Source organism: Cytobacillus firmus NBRC 15306 (genome assembly GCF_001591465.1).
GTDB lineage: Bacteria > Bacillota > Bacilli > Bacillales > Cytobacillaceae > Cytobacillus > Cytobacillus firmus.
This window is the reverse complement of record NZ_BCUY01000043.1, coordinates 18,674-34,326: the sequence shown is the minus strand read 5'-3', so window position 1 is coordinate 34,326 and position 15,653 is coordinate 18,674. Positions and strand designations below refer to the sequence as shown.

The 15,653-nt window shown below is 44.8% G+C and carries 14 protein-coding genes and 1 other annotated feature; all 14 genes read left to right on the top strand.

What is annotated here, in order from left to right; genetic code table 11:
• Window positions 1-591: 591 nt before the first annotated feature.
• The 14 genes from BFI01S_RS13115 to rlmB all read left to right on the top strand — a co-directional run bounded on the left by BFI01S_RS13115 (window position 592) and on the right by rlmB (window position 15,653).
• A complete protein-coding gene (locus tag BFI01S_RS13115; RefSeq protein WP_009336509.1) occupies window positions 592-1,053 on the top strand; it encodes a CtsR family transcriptional regulator in 462 nt (153 codons plus the stop codon).
• A 24-nt stretch (window positions 1,054-1,077) separates the two neighbouring features.
• Window positions 1,078-1,626, top strand: a complete 549-nt coding sequence (gene mcsA / locus BFI01S_RS13110) for a protein-arginine kinase activator protein McsA (RefSeq protein WP_061793020.1) — start codon at window positions 1,078-1,080, stop codon at window positions 1,624-1,626.
• A 1-nt stretch (window position 1,627) separates the two neighbouring features.
• Window positions 1,628-2,707 carry a protein-arginine kinase McsB gene (gene mcsB / locus BFI01S_RS13105; protein ID WP_061793019.1) on the top strand — a complete coding sequence of 360 codons (1,080 nt, stop codon included), beginning with the start codon at window positions 1,628-1,630 and terminating at the stop codon, window positions 2,705-2,707.
• Between the two features lie 4 nt (window positions 2,708-2,711).
• Window positions 2,712-5,162, top strand: coding sequence for an ATP-dependent protease ATP-binding subunit ClpC (clpC, locus tag BFI01S_RS13100; RefSeq protein WP_061793018.1), 2,451 nt, complete (start codon window positions 2,712-2,714; stop codon window positions 5,160-5,162).
• A 311-nt stretch (window positions 5,163-5,473) separates the two neighbouring features.
• A complete protein-coding gene (gene radA / locus BFI01S_RS13095) occupies window positions 5,474-6,853 on the top strand; it encodes a DNA repair protein RadA (protein WP_061793017.1) in 1,380 nt (459 codons plus the stop codon).
• Between the two features lie 2 nt (window positions 6,854-6,855).
• Complete coding sequence (disA, locus tag BFI01S_RS13090; RefSeq protein WP_061793016.1) at window positions 6,856-7,929, top strand: DNA integrity scanning diadenylate cyclase DisA; 1,074 nt, start codon at window positions 6,856-6,858, stop codon at window positions 7,927-7,929.
• 218 nt (window positions 7,930-8,147) lie between these two features.
• Window positions 8,148-9,236: a PIN/TRAM domain-containing protein gene (locus BFI01S_RS13085; RefSeq protein WP_061793015.1), complete on the top strand. Its 1,089-nt coding sequence runs from the start codon at window positions 8,148-8,150 to the stop codon at window positions 9,234-9,236.
• 86 nt (window positions 9,237-9,322) lie between these two features.
• Entirely contained in the window at window positions 9,323-10,009 is a 687-nt protein-coding gene (gene ispD, locus BFI01S_RS13080; protein WP_061793014.1) for a 2-C-methyl-D-erythritol 4-phosphate cytidylyltransferase, read from the top strand.
• Between the two features lie 14 nt (window positions 10,010-10,023).
• The gene (ispF, locus tag BFI01S_RS13075; protein ID WP_061793013.1) at window positions 10,024-10,509 is read left to right on the top strand and encodes a 2-C-methyl-D-erythritol 2,4-cyclodiphosphate synthase; all 486 of its coding nucleotides are present in this window, start codon (window positions 10,024-10,026) and stop codon (window positions 10,507-10,509) included.
• Window positions 10,510-10,593: 84 nt separating this feature from the next.
• Window positions 10,594-12,051, top strand: a complete 1,458-nt coding sequence (gene gltX, locus BFI01S_RS13070; protein ID WP_061793012.1) for a glutamate--tRNA ligase — start codon at window positions 10,594-10,596, stop codon at window positions 12,049-12,051.
• A 46-nt stretch (window positions 12,052-12,097) separates the two neighbouring features.
• Window positions 12,098-12,326 (top strand) — a binding site (T-box leader).
• A 105-nt stretch (window positions 12,327-12,431) separates the two neighbouring features.
• Window positions 12,432-13,100, top strand: coding sequence for a serine O-acetyltransferase (gene cysE, locus BFI01S_RS13065; protein ID WP_061793011.1), 669 nt, complete (start codon window positions 12,432-12,434; stop codon window positions 13,098-13,100).
• Entirely contained in the window at window positions 13,081-14,484 is a 1,404-nt protein-coding gene (cysS, locus tag BFI01S_RS13060; RefSeq protein WP_061793010.1) for a cysteine--tRNA ligase, read from the top strand. The genes cysE and cysS overlap by 20 nt, the downstream gene beginning before the upstream one ends.
• A 3-nt stretch (window positions 14,485-14,487) precedes the next feature.
• Window positions 14,488-14,913 (top strand): Mini-ribonuclease 3, encoded by a 426-nt coding sequence (locus BFI01S_RS13055; RefSeq protein ID WP_061793009.1) that lies wholly within the window; start codon window positions 14,488-14,490, stop codon window positions 14,911-14,913.
• Entirely contained in the window at window positions 14,910-15,653 is a 744-nt protein-coding gene (gene rlmB / locus BFI01S_RS13050; RefSeq protein ID WP_061793008.1) for a 23S rRNA (guanosine(2251)-2'-O)-methyltransferase RlmB, read from the top strand. The genes BFI01S_RS13055 and rlmB overlap by 4 nt, the downstream gene beginning before the upstream one ends.

Here is a 15,653-nt window from a genome sequence, read left to right as displayed (position 1 = left end):
TTCTTTTTTTGTGTGTAATTATCTTAGCTGGACTCTTCTTTTTATTGAAAATGCAGATAGGCATCACTTCTCGCATTGATGCGCCAGAATCAAATTATATGCGCCATTCCTCATCTCTCCCTCTGTTTTAATAGTCGATTTCATTCTCCGAAAAGAAGAATTGTGCCAAATGTAAGATAAACTTTAAAACATGCTAAATAAAACGAAACTTCTGCTGGATATTATCAAAAACCTGTTAGATAAATCTCCAAACATGCAAGATAAATTTCCAAACCTGTCAGATAAACTGCACCGATGCAGCACCAAAGAATTTAAAAACTGCACACATCCCAGCAGCTCAATCCAGCTTTGCCATCCTCGTTTCAAAGACCAATCAGCCCATACACATCAACTGTCATCCAAAAAACTTTCCCCACCCAAGCACAAACCCGCCCATCCAAAAATATATTGTTATCGACATTAACTTCCATTATCAGGTTTGGGAAGTCAAAAAATGGGGGAAAATTATTAATACCCGCCATTTGCAAGAGATTACATAAATCATGTATAATTAACGTCAAATATAGTCAAAGTCAGATAGGGGGAGGCCTGGTGAGGAATATATCCGACATAATTGAAAATTATCTCAAACAGGTTTTAGAGAAAAGCGAAAGGGAAATTGTGGAAATTAAAAGAAGCGAAATTGCTGACAAATTCCAGTGTGTTCCTTCTCAGATCAATTATGTGATCAACACCCGTTTTACGATTGAAAAAGGTTATGCAGTAGAAAGTAAGCGGGGCGGCGGTGGCTTTATCCGGATTATGAAAGTCCAGTCCTATGACCATGCTGATTTGATTGACCAGTTAATATCTTTAGTGCAGAGCAGGATTGCCCAGAGCAGTGCGGAGAATGTCATCTACCGTCTGGTAGAAGAAGAGATTATAACACACAGGGAAGCTAAAATAATGCTTAGTGTTATAGACCGTTCTGTCCTGTATATTGATCTTCCTTTCAGGGATGAGCTGAGGGCAAGAATGCTTAAGGCAATGTTGACCACTTTGAAATATAAATAGTAGTGAAGCTGGAGAGGTGAAGTCATGATTTGTCAGGAATGTAATCAAAGGCCGGCCACGCTGCACTTTACAAAGGTTGTAAATGGAGAGAAAGCAGAGTTTCATCTTTGCGAGAAATGCGCACAGGAAAAAGGTGAAATGTTTATGCTGGGCAGCGGGTCCGGTTTTTCAATAAATAACTTGCTTGCTGGCCTTTTGAATATTCAGCCTGCCTTTCAGGGGTCGGGCCAGGATCCTTTTCAGCAGGAGAAGGTTCTGCAGTGTGAGCAATGCTCCCTGACCTTTCAGCAATTTATTAAAGTTGGCCGTTTTGGATGCGCCAGCTGCTATGAGACTTTTAAAGACCAATTGAACCCCATTCTTAGAAGGCTGCACAGCGGGAATTCCTCACATAGCGGGAAAATTCCGGCACGAATCGGGGGAACCATTCACTTGCGCAGGAATATTGATGATTTAAAAAATCATTTAAAAGAAATGATTTCCAAAGAAGAGTTTGAAAGAGCGGCAGAATTGAGAGACGAAATAAGGAAATTGGAAAGGCAGTTAAATGCCGATCAAAAGGGAGGGGAGTAGCTTGTCGCTGGAACGTTTCATAAATCAAGCTATCAGCTCCTGGATGAGTGCGGAAGGACCTGATTCAGATATTGTGTTAAGTTCAAGAATCAGACTCGCCCGCAACATAAAGCAATATAAATTCCCTACTTTATTTTCAAATGAAGAAGCAGAAGCAGTCATTGAAAAAATAAAGGCAAGGGTGGAGCATTCTTCTTTTTCAAAACTTGGGGAAATGGAGCTTTTATTAATGCATAACCTTCAGCCGCTTCAAAAAAGAGTGCTGATGGAGAAGCATTTAATCAGTCCCCATCTTGCTGAGAATTCAACTCATGGTGCCTGCCTTCTTTCTGAAAATGAAGAAGTCAGCATCATGATTAATGAAGAAGACCATATAAGGATTCAATGCCTGTTTCCGGGGTTTCAGCTTTCTGAAGCCTTAAATATGGCGAATGAAATTGATGATTGGCTGGAGGAAGAAGCCGATTATGCATTTGATGAAGATATTGGCTTTTTAACAAGCTGCCCCACAAATGTAGGAACAGGGCTCAGGGCATCGGTTATGATGCATTTGCCGGGCCTCGTTCTCACACAGCAAATGAACCGGATTATTCCGGCAATTAACCAGTTAGGTTTAGTTGTTAGAGGAATTTACGGGGAAGGCAGCGAAGCTTTAGGTAACATCTTTCAAGTTTCAAATCAGATTACTCTCGGAAAATCAGAAGAGGATATCGCCGAGGATCTGAAAAGCGTTGTCAGTCAGCTGATTTCTCAGGAAAGATCGGCAAGGGAAGCATTAGCAAAGACTTCTAACATACAATTAGAAGATAGAGTCTTCCGCTCTTATGGCGTTTTATCAAACAGCCGGATCATTGAATCAAAGGAAGCGGCACAATGCTTGTCTGATGTTCGTCTGGGAATTGATATGAAGTACATCAAAAACATATCAAAAAATATATTGAATGAGCTGATGATTTTGACACAGCCCGGATTCCTGCAGCAATATGCAGGCGGGCAGCTCAGACCGCATGAACGCGATATCCGCAGGGCTTCACTGATTAGGGAAAGATTAAAAATGGAAGATCAAGAGTTGGGAGGATGAAAATATGATGTTCGGACGATTTACGGAAAGAGCTCAAAAGGTATTGGCTTTAGCACAGGAGGAAGCAATCCGTTTAGGACATAATAACATCGGAACAGAGCATATTCTGCTTGGGCTTGTACGCGAAGGAGAAGGAATTGCGGCTAAAGCTCTGTATGCTTTAGGACTCGGCTCTGATAAGATCCAAAAAGAGGTTGAGAATTTAATAGGCAGGGGGCAGGATGCTTCCCAGACCATTCACTATACACCGCGTGCCAAGAAAGTGATTGAACTTTCCATGGACGAAGCAAGGAAGCTTGGTCATTCCTATGTAGGAACAGAGCATATCCTGCTTGGCCTGATCCGTGAAGGCGAAGGCGTTGCTGCGAGGGTATTGAATAACCTTGGAGTCAGTCTCAATAAAGCGCGCCAGCAGGTGCTTCAGCTGTTAGGCAGCAATGAGTCCGGCAGCCATCAGGGAGGCTCTGCAGCCAATGCGAACACACCGACCTTGGATGGATTAGCACGTGATCTGACTGCTATTGCCAGAGAAGGAAGCCTCGATCCTGTTATAGGACGAAGCAAAGAAATTCAGCGTGTAATCGAAGTATTAAGCCGCAGAACGAAAAATAACCCGGTTCTCATTGGTGAGCCTGGTGTAGGTAAAACTGCCATTGCTGAGGGCCTTGCGCAGCAGATTATTAACAATGAAGTGCCAGAGACTCTTCGCGATAAAAGGGTTATGACGCTTGATATGGGTACAGTAGTTGCCGGAACGAAGTATCGCGGTGAATTTGAAGACCGCCTGAAGAAGGTAATGGATGAAATCAGGCAGGCAGGAAACATCATCTTATTCATTGACGAGCTTCATACATTAATAGGTGCAGGAGGAGCAGAAGGAGCGATTGATGCTCCCAATATTCTAAAGCCATCTCTTGCCCGCGGTGAACTCCAGTGTATTGGTGCAACTACACTTGATGAATATAGAAAATACATTGAAAAAGATGCGGCACTTGAAAGAAGGTTCCAGCCTATTACGGTTGATGAGCCGACTGCCGAAGAATCTGTTCAAATCCTTGAGGGGCTGCGCGACCGTTACGAAGCCCATCACCGCGTAACCATTACAGATGCAGCGATTGAAGCAGCCGTAAAGCTGTCAGACCGCTACATTTCAGACCGCTTCCTTCCGGATAAAGCGATTGACTTAATCGATGAAGCGGGTTCAAAGGTAAGACTGCGCTCTTATACTACGCCTCCAAATCTGAAAGAGCTTGAGGTTAAGCTTGAGGACGTAAGAAAAGAGAAGGATGCAGCCGTACAAAGCCAGGAATTTGAAAAAGCGGCTTCCTTAAGGGATACGGAGCAGCGCCTGCGTGAACAGCTGGAAGAAACGAAGAAAACATGGAAAGAAAAGCAGGGCAAAGAAAACAGTGAAGTGACGGTTGAGGATATTGCCAATGTGGTGGCCAGCTGGACGGGAATCCCTGTTTCGAAGCTTGCCCAAACTGAAACAGAAAAACTTCTTAATCTGGAAGAAATCCTTCATTCCCGTGTAATCGGACAGGAAGAAGCCGTTAAGGCCATTTCGAAGGCTGTCCGCCGTGCCCGTGCCGGCCTTAAAGATCCGAAGCGCCCGATTGGCTCATTTGTATTCCTTGGCCCGACTGGTGTTGGTAAAACTGAGCTGGCCCGTGCCTTAGCAGAAGCTATGTTCGGTGACGAGGATGCGATGATCCGCATCGATATGTCAGAATACATGGAGAAGCACTCTACATCCCGTTTGGTAGGTTCGCCTCCAGGCTATGTAGGATATGAAGAGGGCGGGCAGTTAACCGAAAAAGTCCGCAGAAAGCCATACTCTGTTGTACTGCTTGATGAAATTGAAAAGGCTCACCCTGATGTATTCAATATCCTATTACAGGTATTGGAAGACGGAAGATTAACAGACTCGAAGGGAAGAACCGTCGATTTCCGCAACACTGTTCTGATTATGACATCCAATGTAGGTGCTGAAGCACTTAAGCGGAACAAATACGTTGGCTTTAACATCCAGGATGGGGAACAGGATTACAAAGATATGAAAGGAAAGGTAATGGAAGAGATGAAGAAGTCCTTCCGTCCGGAATTCCTGAACCGTATCGATGAAATTATCGTTTTCCATGCATTGGAGAAAAAGCATCTTCAGGAAATCGTTTCGCTTATGTCTGATGCATTAACGAAACGTTTGAAGGAACAGGATATAACACTGGAATTGACAGATGCCGCCAAAGAAAAAATCTCGGTTGAGGGCTATGATCCTGAGTACGGAGCACGTCCGCTCCGCCGGGCCATTCAAAAGCATATTGAAGACCGCTTATCCGAAGAGCTGTTAAGAGGAACAGTCCTAACCGGGCAAAGCGTGGTAATCGATGTGAAGGATGGAGAATTTGTAGTGAGAACCGCAGAACCAAGCAGAACAGCAAACCTTCAAAAATAAGGTTTAGCGAACAATAATAAAAGCATCAGATGATTTACACAGCAAAAAGGTACACGTCCCTGTTATACGTGTACCTTTTTGTACTCTTTCAGGCCATTTTTAAATGCAGCCTTAAAAGAGGTTTATTCAGCCGTTTTATGTTAATTTTAAGAGAGAAAAAGATATCTGGACAAAAACATTTTAAGACCCGTTGGAAAAGGGAATAGGAAGTTAACGTACTTCTTTCATCACTGGTTCTTCCACGCAAGGCCGGTAAGAATAAGATTTTCCTTTACCGCGGCTGGGATGAATGTACAGAGAGGAGAAGAAGTATGGCTAAAAGAAAAACGAAATTCATGTGCCAGGAATGCGGCTATGAATCAGCGAAATGGATGGGAAAATGTCCGGGGTGCGGACAATGGAATACGATGGTGGAAGAGGTGGAAAAGCCTGCTTCAACGAGAAGAGGCGCTTTTGCACATTCACAGGGCACGGCCATAGCGGCAAAAGCTACGCCGATTACATCCATCGAAACAGTCAGCGAACCCCGCATACATACCGATTTAAAAGAATTAAACCGTGTCCTGGGGGGCGGTATTGTAAGAGGCTCCCTTGTTCTTATCGGCGGAGATCCGGGCATCGGGAAATCAACGCTTCTTCTTCAAGTGTCCTCTCAGCTTGCGAACAGGAAGTATTCGGTTCTCTATATATCTGGGGAAGAATCCATGCGCCAGACGAAGCTGCGGGCTGACCGCTTAGGTGTTTCTTCAGACAGTCTGCTCGTTTATTCGGAAACCAGCCTTGAAGAAATAAGCAGAACGATTGAAACAGTCAACCCTGACTTTGTCATAATCGACTCAATACAGACGATTTTCCATCCGGAAGTGACATCGGCGCCGGGGAGCGTTTCCCAGGTCCGGGAATGCACCGCTGAACTGATGCGCATTGGCAAAACGAAGGGAATTGCCATTTTTATCGTAGGGCATGTTACAAAGGAGGGCTCCATTGCGGGTCCAAGACTTCTGGAACATATGGTCGATACGGTTTTATACTTTGAAGGTGAACGCCATCATACATACCGGATTTTACGAGCTGTAAAAAACAGATTCGGGTCAACAAACGAGATGGGCATTTTTGAGATGAAGGAACTTGGGCTTGAAGAAGTAGCCAATCCATCGGAAATTTTCCTCGAAGAGCGGTCACAAGGGGCTGCCGGTTCAACAGTTGTTGCTTCCATGGAGGGGACGAGGCCTGTTCTTGTTGAAATTCAGGCGCTGATTTCCCCGACAAGCTTTGGAAATCCAAGACGAATGGCAACCGGAATTGATCATAACCGGGTTCCGCTCCTGATGGCAGTTTTGGAAAAACGGGTCGGAATGCTCCTGCAAAATCAGGATGCCTACCTAAAAGTCGCTGGCGGAGTAAAGCTTGATGAACCGGCAATTGATTTGGCCATTGCGGTCAGCATTGCGTCGAGCTTTCGGGATAAGCCGACAAAAGCAACAGACTGCATTATCGGAGAAGTAGGACTCACAGGCGAGGTCAGGAGAGTCTCAAGAATCGAACAAAGAGTGCAGGAGGCGGCTAAGCTGGGCTTTGAACGGGTCATCCTGCCGGCCAACAATCTTGGCGGCTGGAGTGCACCGGGAGGAATTGAACTGATCGGAGTAAGCTCTGTTGGTGAAGCGCTAAAGGCTGCGTTAGGGGGATAAAGATGGAGACTAAAAAAATGGGCGAAAAAACGATGAGTGAAATCCTTCGGTTCATGGCTCCGGGTACGCCTATCAGGGAAGGGATTGATAATGTTCTGCGTGCCAATACAGGCGGGCTGATTGTATTGGGTTCAAAAGACAAGCTGAGCAATCTTGTTGATGGGGGCTTTCAAATTAATTGCCCATTTTCGCCAAGTTATTTGTATGAGCTGGCCAAGATGGATGGGGCTATTATTTTGAATGAAGAAGGGAACATGATTCTGATTGCGAATGCCCAGCTGGCTCCTGATCCTGGTGTGCCATCTACGGAAACGGGCATGCGGCACCGGACGGCGGAGCGGGTTGCCCGGCAAACAGGCGCATTAGTGATTGCCATATCCCAGAGACGCAATGTCATTACCCTTTATAAAGGGCATTCCCGCTATGCTCTGAGGGATATTGGCGTTATTTTAACGAAGGCAAATGTAGCCGTGCAGACGCTTGAAAAATATAAGGTCGTTCTAGAACAGAGCATCGGCAATCTCAGCATCCTGGAATTTGAGGAGCTTGTTACCTATAGTGACATCCTCAATGTTTTTCATAATATCGAAATGGTTCTGCGCATTAAAAATGAGCTGCTCACCTATTTAAGTGAACTGGGCACCGAAGGAAGGCTGATCCGGCTCCAGATGAATGAGCTGCTGGTGGAGCTTGAACGGGAAGCCGAATGGATTATTAGAGATTATGCTCAATCAAAAGACATCGACTCCAAGGAGGCGCTTGTCAAACTTCAGGTGCTTTCAAAAGGGGAAATGCTCGAAGACTCTGTCATTCTAAAGCTTCTAGGCTACAACGGGTATATTCACACGGAAGAATTCAAATGCCCCCGCGGCTACCGCATGCTGAATAAAGTTCCGCGCCTGCCGCCAATTATTATCGATAATCTGATTAACCGGTTTGAAGAATTCCCGAATATCATCACGGCAACGGTTGAGGAGCTCGATGAGGTTGAAGGAATCGGGGAAGTGCGGGCAAGAAAAATTAAAGAGGGGCTTAAGCTCATAAAAGAGCAGGTTTTTGCGGATCGCCAGCTATAAAGAGACCATTGAACTATGTAATTGGTTATGCTAAAATGATAAGTTATTTATTTGACAATTTATTGCCAATGGTGCTACCCTTAAAGTGGATGAAAGTAAAAATTCAAACAGGTATTTTACTATCGTGAAATAATTATAAGTGACAAAATTGAAAATCCCCCGGATTCAGGGTTTCAATTTTGTGAATTTGTTTATAATGATTAAAAGGAGGTGAAGGAATGTTAAAACGTATTGTACAGGCATGCTTCATTATTATCGGGGTAACGCTGGGTATATTTTTGATTCCTGACTTATTAAAATTAATCAGTTTAGATGACATTCCTCTTTTAAATAATCCATATGTGTCCGCCATTTTAGGTGCTATTATTTTTTATCTTTTAACTTTTTGGGCGGTTGATCATGTCGTCAATTTCGTGAGATGGGCAGAAGAATCACTGGTAAAAGTACCTATAACAGATATTATTTTTGGAAGTGTCGGCCTAGTTTTTGGATTAGTCATTGCTTTTTTAATCGGATATGCCCTAAATGCGATTGAGGTCCCGATTCTGAATACCGTAGCTCCGATTGTGCTGACGCTGCTGTTCGGCTATCTTGGATTTCAGGTTGGCTTTAAAAAGCGGGATGAACTTTTAAGTCTATTTTCAAGCAAGAAGAAGAAGAGCGGTGAAGAAGAGATTGAGCCTGAAGCTGCACTTAAAAAATCACTCAAGATCCTTGATACAAGCGTTATCATCGATGGCCGCATTGCTGATATTTGCCAGACGGGCTTTTTGGAAGGCACGATTGTCATTCCGCAGTTTGTACTGGAAGAACTGCAGCATATTGCTGATTCGTCAGATGTATTAAAGCGCAATCGCGGCAGAAGAGGATTGGATATTTTAAATCGGATTCAAAAAGAACTTTCCATTAATGTAGAAATCTATGAAGGCGATTTTGAAGAAATCCAAGAGGTGGACAGCAAGCTGGTGAAGCTGGCTAAGCTAACGAATGGCGTCGTTGTGACCAATGATTTTAACTTAAACAAAGTTTGTGAACTGCAAAAAGTGGCAGTCCTTAATATTAATGACCTGGCTAATGCTGTCAAACCGGTTGTGCTTCCAGGTGAAGAAATGCAGGTACAGGTAATAAAAGACGGCAAGGAACAGAATCAGGGGATTGCATATCTGGACGACGGCACGATGATCGTGGTGGAAGAAGGCAGAAATTACATTGGCAAACATATTGATGTACTTGTCACAAGTGTTCTGCAGACATCAGCCGGAAGAATGATCTTTGCAAAACCTAAACTTCTGGAAAAAGCTTTATAATGTACGATGGAAAGTAGGACAGAATGTGCAGGGAGATTGATTTCCCTGCCTTTTTGCCTGCTTTTTTAAGAGATAGGAGCCATAATATGAATTATCAAGTGATTCTCCCGGCAGCCGGGCAGGGGAAACGAATGGGAGCCGGAAAGAATAAGCTTCTTCTGGAAATTGGGAATGTCCCTGTGTTTATACATACGTTAAGAGTTTTTGAGAGTGACCCGGAGTGCACGGACATTGTCCTGGCCATTAACCTGCAGGATGAGGAAGAAATGCGCGCTCTTTTAAAAAAGCATCATATTACGAAGGTGGCTGCTATGGTAGAAGGCGGGAAGGAAAGGCAGCATAGCGTCTATAATGCGGCCAAAGCGGCTTCGGGTGAGGAAGTAGTTCTGGTTCATGACGCTGCCCGCCCTTTTATTACCCGGGATTTACTGCAGCCTCTGGTGGTAGCAGCGCGGGACGAGGGGGCTGCTGTTCTGGCAGTGCCGCTGAAGGATACCGTTAAAAAAGCTGATGGGCATTTAATCACAGAAACACTTGAACGTTCCTGCCTGTGGGCTGTTCAAACTCCACAGGCCTTTCGTGTTTCTTCCCTGCTCGAGGCACACCGAAAGGCCGAGGAAGACGGCTTTTTAGGAACGGATGATGCGAGCCTCGTGGAGCGGTTAGGCAAAGAAGTGGTGATTGTTGAGGGAAGTTACGATAATATTAAGCTGACAACGCCGGAAGATATTTATTTTGCGGAAGCAATTATAAAGAAAAGAAGTCATATGTAAAGGGGATTGTTATCATGTTTCGGATTGGACAAGGTTTTGATGTTCATCAGTTTGCTGAAGGACGCCCGCTGATTATCGGGGGTATTGAAATACCATATGAGAAAGGGCTTTTAGGGCATTCAGATGCAGATGTCCTGCTGCATACAGTGGCAGATGCCTGCCTTGGGGCCATTGGAGAAGGGGACATTGGACGGCATTTTCCTGATACCGATCCTGAATTCAAGGATGCCGATTCGGCAAAGCTGCTGCAGCATGTATGGGGAATCGTAAAAGAAAAAGGGTATGAGCTGGTTAATGCAGACTGCACCATCATTGCCCAGAAGCCGAAGATGGCTCCTCATATCGGTAAAATGCAGGAGCGGATTGCAGAGCTTCTGGAAACCGAAAAAGAAAATATTAATGTGAAAGCAACAACTACAGAAAAGCTTGGCTTTACAGGACGGGGAGAGGGAATAGCCTCCCAGGCCGCTGTTTTGCTGAAAAAGATAGAGAAACGTTAAAATTACCTTTCAGAAGAAAAACCTGAGTGTTAAAATATAGCTTACGATTAACTCAAGATTCAAGATTTTAAGGAGGCAGTCAGTATGTCAAATGAAATCCGCGTCCGCTACGCTCCGAGTCCGACTGGGCATTTGCATATCGGAAATGCGAGAACAGCGCTTTTTAACTATTTGTTTGCAAGAAGCAAAGGCGGAAAGTTCATCATCCGCATTGAGGATACAGATAAGAAACGGAATATTGAAGGCGGCGAGGAAAGCCAGCTTCATTATTTAAAATGGCTTGGCATGGATTGGGACGAAAGCATTGACAGGGAAGGCGAATACGGCCCGTACCGCCAATCTGAAAGAAATCATATCTATGAAACCTACTACAAGGAATTGCTCGAAAAAGGGCATGCCTATAAATGCTATTGTACGGAAGAGGAGCTGGAAGCAGAGCGTGAAGCTCAATCTGCAAAAGGCGATACCCCTGCTTATTCAGGAAAATGCCGCAATCTGACAGAGGATGAAAGAGCAGCACTTGAAGCTGAAGGCAGAAAGCCGAGCATCCGCTTCCTGGTGCCAAAAGGCAAGATGCTGACATTCAATGACATGGTAAAAGGCGAGGTGTCATTCGAGTCTGATGGATTTGGCGATTATGTCATCGTCAAGAAAGACGGAACGCCTACCTACAACTTTGCGGTAGCAGTGGATGACCACCTGATGAAAATTTCTCATGTCCTGCGCGGGGATGACCATATTTCCAATACCCCTAAGCAGCAGATGATTTATGAAGCATTGGGCTGGGACCTTCCGGTGTTTGGCCATATGACCCTGATTGTCAATGAAAGCCGAAAAAAACTGAGCAAGCGCGACGAGACGATTATTCAGTTCATTGAACAATATGAAGAACTCGGCTACTTGCCGGAGGCACTCTTTAACTTTATTGCTCTTCTTGGCTGGTCTCCTGCAGGCGAGGAAGAAATCTTCTCCAAAGAAGAGTTTATTGATATCTTTGATGAAAACCGCCTTTCAAAATCTCCGGCCCTTTTCGATAAGCAAAAGCTTGAGTGGATGAATAATCAGTACTTGAAAAAGCTTGATCAGGAGCGATTGGTGTCCATTTCAGCCCCTCACCTGGTAAAGGCAGGGAAGATCAGCGAAAACTGGCAGCAGGAAAACGAAGAATGGGTTAACAGCCTGATCACTCTTTACCAGGAAAAAATGAGTTTTGGCGCTCAGATTGTCGAGCTTTCAGAACTGTTCTTTACAGAGGAAATGACCGTTGATGAAGAAGCGAAGGAAGTTCTGGCTGAAGAGCAGGTTCCTGAGGTGCTGTCTGCATTCCTGCAGGAAATTGATGCACTTGCAGAATTCAAAGCAGATGAAATTAAAGCAGCTATGAAGGCTGTGCAGAAATCAACAGGCCACAAGGGCAAAAAGCTCTTCATGCCTATCCGTTCCGCAACAACTGGCCAAACCCATGGGCCGGATCTGCCGCAGGCCATCGAGCTTTTAGGAAAAGAAAAAGTAAAAACTCGATTAATGAGCATTATTGGTTAACATCTTGGAGAAAATGTAATATAGTATTAAGTAAATTATTCTATATTGAAAAGTGTTGAAGAGGAAAAGTAAGAAAAAAGATGCTTTTTAGAGAGAACCATCACCGGCTGAAAGTGGTTTAAGCCTCTCTTTATTCTGAAGTGCGCCTCTGAGCCTCAATTCGAACGGACGCCATGCTTCCAAGTAGATTTGAGCGGAAACTTATCCGTTAACAAGTTAAAGTTGAGGCTGTTTTAGCCTAAACAGAGTGGAACCGCGCGTAAAGCGTCTCTGTCCGATTGTGGCAGAGGCGCTTTTTTATATGCAAAACCTGCAAGAAATTAGTATATGAGAAAAACATTTATAAAAAAGAAGATCTATGTCAGGAGGGGAAATGAACCATGTTTGCAAGAATGAAGGAAGATATCGAAGTAGTATTTGAACAGGATCCGGCAGCAAGAAGTTATTTGGAAGTAATATTAACCTACTCAGGATTGCATGCTGTCTGGTCACACCGCATTGCCCACGCTCTTTTTAAGCGGAAGTTTTATTTTCTTGCAAGAGTGGTTTCCCAGATCAGCCGCTTTTTCACAGGAATCGAAATTCACCCGGGAGCAAAGATCGGCAGACGCTTTTTTATCGACCATGGCATGGGGGTTGTTATCGGGGAAACATGTGAAATCGGTGATAACGTAACAGTTTTTCAGGGTGTGACATTGGGAGGAACTGGGAAGGAAAAAGGCAAGCGTCATCCTACCATTAAGGACAATGCCCTGATTGCAACCGGCGCGAAGGTTTTGGGCTCTATTACTATTGGGGAGAATTCTAAGATCGGTGCAGGCTCTGTTGTTCTTCATGAGGTTCCGCCAAATTCAACGGTAGTCGGGATTCCTGGAAGAGTGAAAGTCCGGGATGGTGTGAAAATCAACAAAGATTTAAATCATTGTGATCTTCCTGATCCAATTGCAGACCGGTTTAAGGAATTGGAGGAGGAGCTGCGGGAATTAAAAACGGAAGTCGAAACATTGAGGGAAGAAAGGAGCCAGATTCATGGCCATTCAAATCTATAATACACTTACTCGTCAAAAAGAAGATTTTATTCCCTTAGAAGAGGGAAAAGTGAAAATGTATGTGTGCGGGCCAACCGTTTATAACTATATCCATATAGGGAATGCCCGCCCGCCGATTGTATTTGATACCGTAAGAAGATATCTTGAGTTCCGCGGCTTCGATGTACAGTATGTTTCTAATTTTACGGATGTGGATGATAAACTGATCCGCGTGGCCAACGAACTGGGAACAGATGTTCCGTCTGTTGCTGAACGGTTCATTAATGCCTATTTCGAGGACGTTTCTGCGCTCGGCTGCAGAAGGGCCGATGTCCACCCGAGAGTAACAGAAAGCATCGATATCATTATTGAATTCATCCAGACTTTGATTGATAAAGGCTATGCGTATGAATCAGAGGGAGATGTCTATTACCACACCCGGAAATTTGAGGAGTACGGCAAGCTTTCCCATCAGTCCATTGATGAATTGCGCGTCGGCGCCCGCATTGCCGTCGGCGAGAAGAAACAGGATTCCCTTGACTTTGTTCTCTGGAAAGCAGCGAAGGAAGGGGAAATCGCATGGGAGAGCCCTTGGGGGCAAGGAAGACCAGGCTGGCATATCGAATGCTCGGCGATGGCGAAGAAATACCTTGGGGAGATGATTGATATCCATGCCGGCGGGCAGGATCTGGCCTTCCCGCATCATGAAAATGAGATCGCCCAGTCGGAAGCATTGACAGGAAAAACCTTTGCCCGCTACTGGATGCATAACGGCTACATTAATATCGACAACGAAAAAATGTCCAAATCACTGGGGAACTTCGTCCTGGTCCATGACATTATCCAAAAGCATGACCCGCAGGTTTTAAGATTTTTCATGCTGTCGGTTCATTACAGACATCCAATCAACTACAGTGATGAACTTCTGGAGAATACCCGGACAGGGCTTGAGCGCATAAAAACGTCTTATCATAATTTGCTGCACCGCAAAGAAGCAAGTGTGAACCTGACCGATAACAATCAGGAGTGGCTGGATAAAATCACAGCTCTTCATGAGCAGTTCATTCAGGATATGGATGATGATTTTAACACAGCGAATGCCGTCTCCATTTTGTTCGAGCTGTCTAAGCTTGCGAATTATTATCTGATGGAGAAAAACACGGCAGTGGAAGTGATCGATGCTTTCACGAAAGAATTTGAAACGCTTTTTGATGTATTGGGGCTTTCTCTTGAAGAAACGCATGCAGACCTTCTGGATGAGGAAATCGAGCAGCTGATTGAGCAAAGGCAGCAGGCCCGAAAAGAGCGCAATTTCGAACTGGCAGACAAAATCCGCGATCAGCTGAAGGAAATGAATATTATCCTTGAAGATACACCGCAGGGAATCAGATGGAAAAGAGGCTAGGCAATGCTTCCATATGATAACAACGTAGATGAAAAACAATTGAATAGTCTTGCCCTGGCGTATATGGGAGATGCGGTGTTTGAGACCTATATTCGCCACCATCTCCTGCAAAACGGACGGGTTCGCCCTCATTTTCTCCATAAGGAGGCGACCCGGTATGTTTCTGCAAAAGCCCAGTCCCTGATCATTCATGAATTAATGGACTCTGAACGGCTGACAGAAGAAGAACTGGCAGTAGTCCGGAGGGGGCGGAATGCCAAATCCGGTTCGGTGCCGAAAAATACAGATGTCCAAACATACAGATACAGCACCGCTTTTGAATCACTGATCGGTTATCTGTTTTTAGCGAAAAGACAGGAGCGGATGGAAGAGCTGATTCTGGAATCCATAGAGTTAGTTGAGAAAAAGAAAGGAGGAGCGGTAAAATGAGCCAGGATTTTATCATTGGGAAAAATCCCGTCATTGAAGCATTGAAGTCAGAGAGAGATATTAATAAGATTTTTATTGCAGAAGGATCGCAAAGCGGGCAGATGCAGCAGGTGATCGGATTGGCGAAGGCCGCCGGGGTGCTGGTCCAGTTTGTACCCAAGAAAAAAATAGATGGGATGGCAGAGGGAAACCATCAAGGTGTCATTGCACAGGTTGCTGCCTATCAATACGCAGAAATCGATGATCTGTTTGCTGCTGCGGAAAAGAAAAATGAAGCACCATTTTTCCTGCTTCTGGATGAAATTGAAGATCCGCACAATCTGGGATCCATCATGAGAACGGCCGATGCAGTAGGTGCACATGGAATCATTATTCCGAAGAGGAGAGCCGTCGGGCTGACAGCAACGGTAGCTAAAGCATCAACAGGAGCGATCGAGTATATTCCGGTTGTCCGTGTTACCAATATGGCAAGAACGATTGATGAATTAAAAGAAAGAGGCGTCTGGATCGCCGGTACGGATGCAAAAGGGAAACAGGACTACCGCCAGATGGATGGAGCGATGCCTTTAGGTCTTGTAATCGGCAGCGAAGGTAAAGGAATGGGCCGCCTGATTCGGGATAAATGCGACTTCCTCATTAACCTGCCGATGGCTGGACACGTTACTTCCCTTAACGCATCAGTTGCGGCTGCGCTGCTCATGTATGAGGTTTATCGGAAACGGCACCCGCTTGAGGGATAA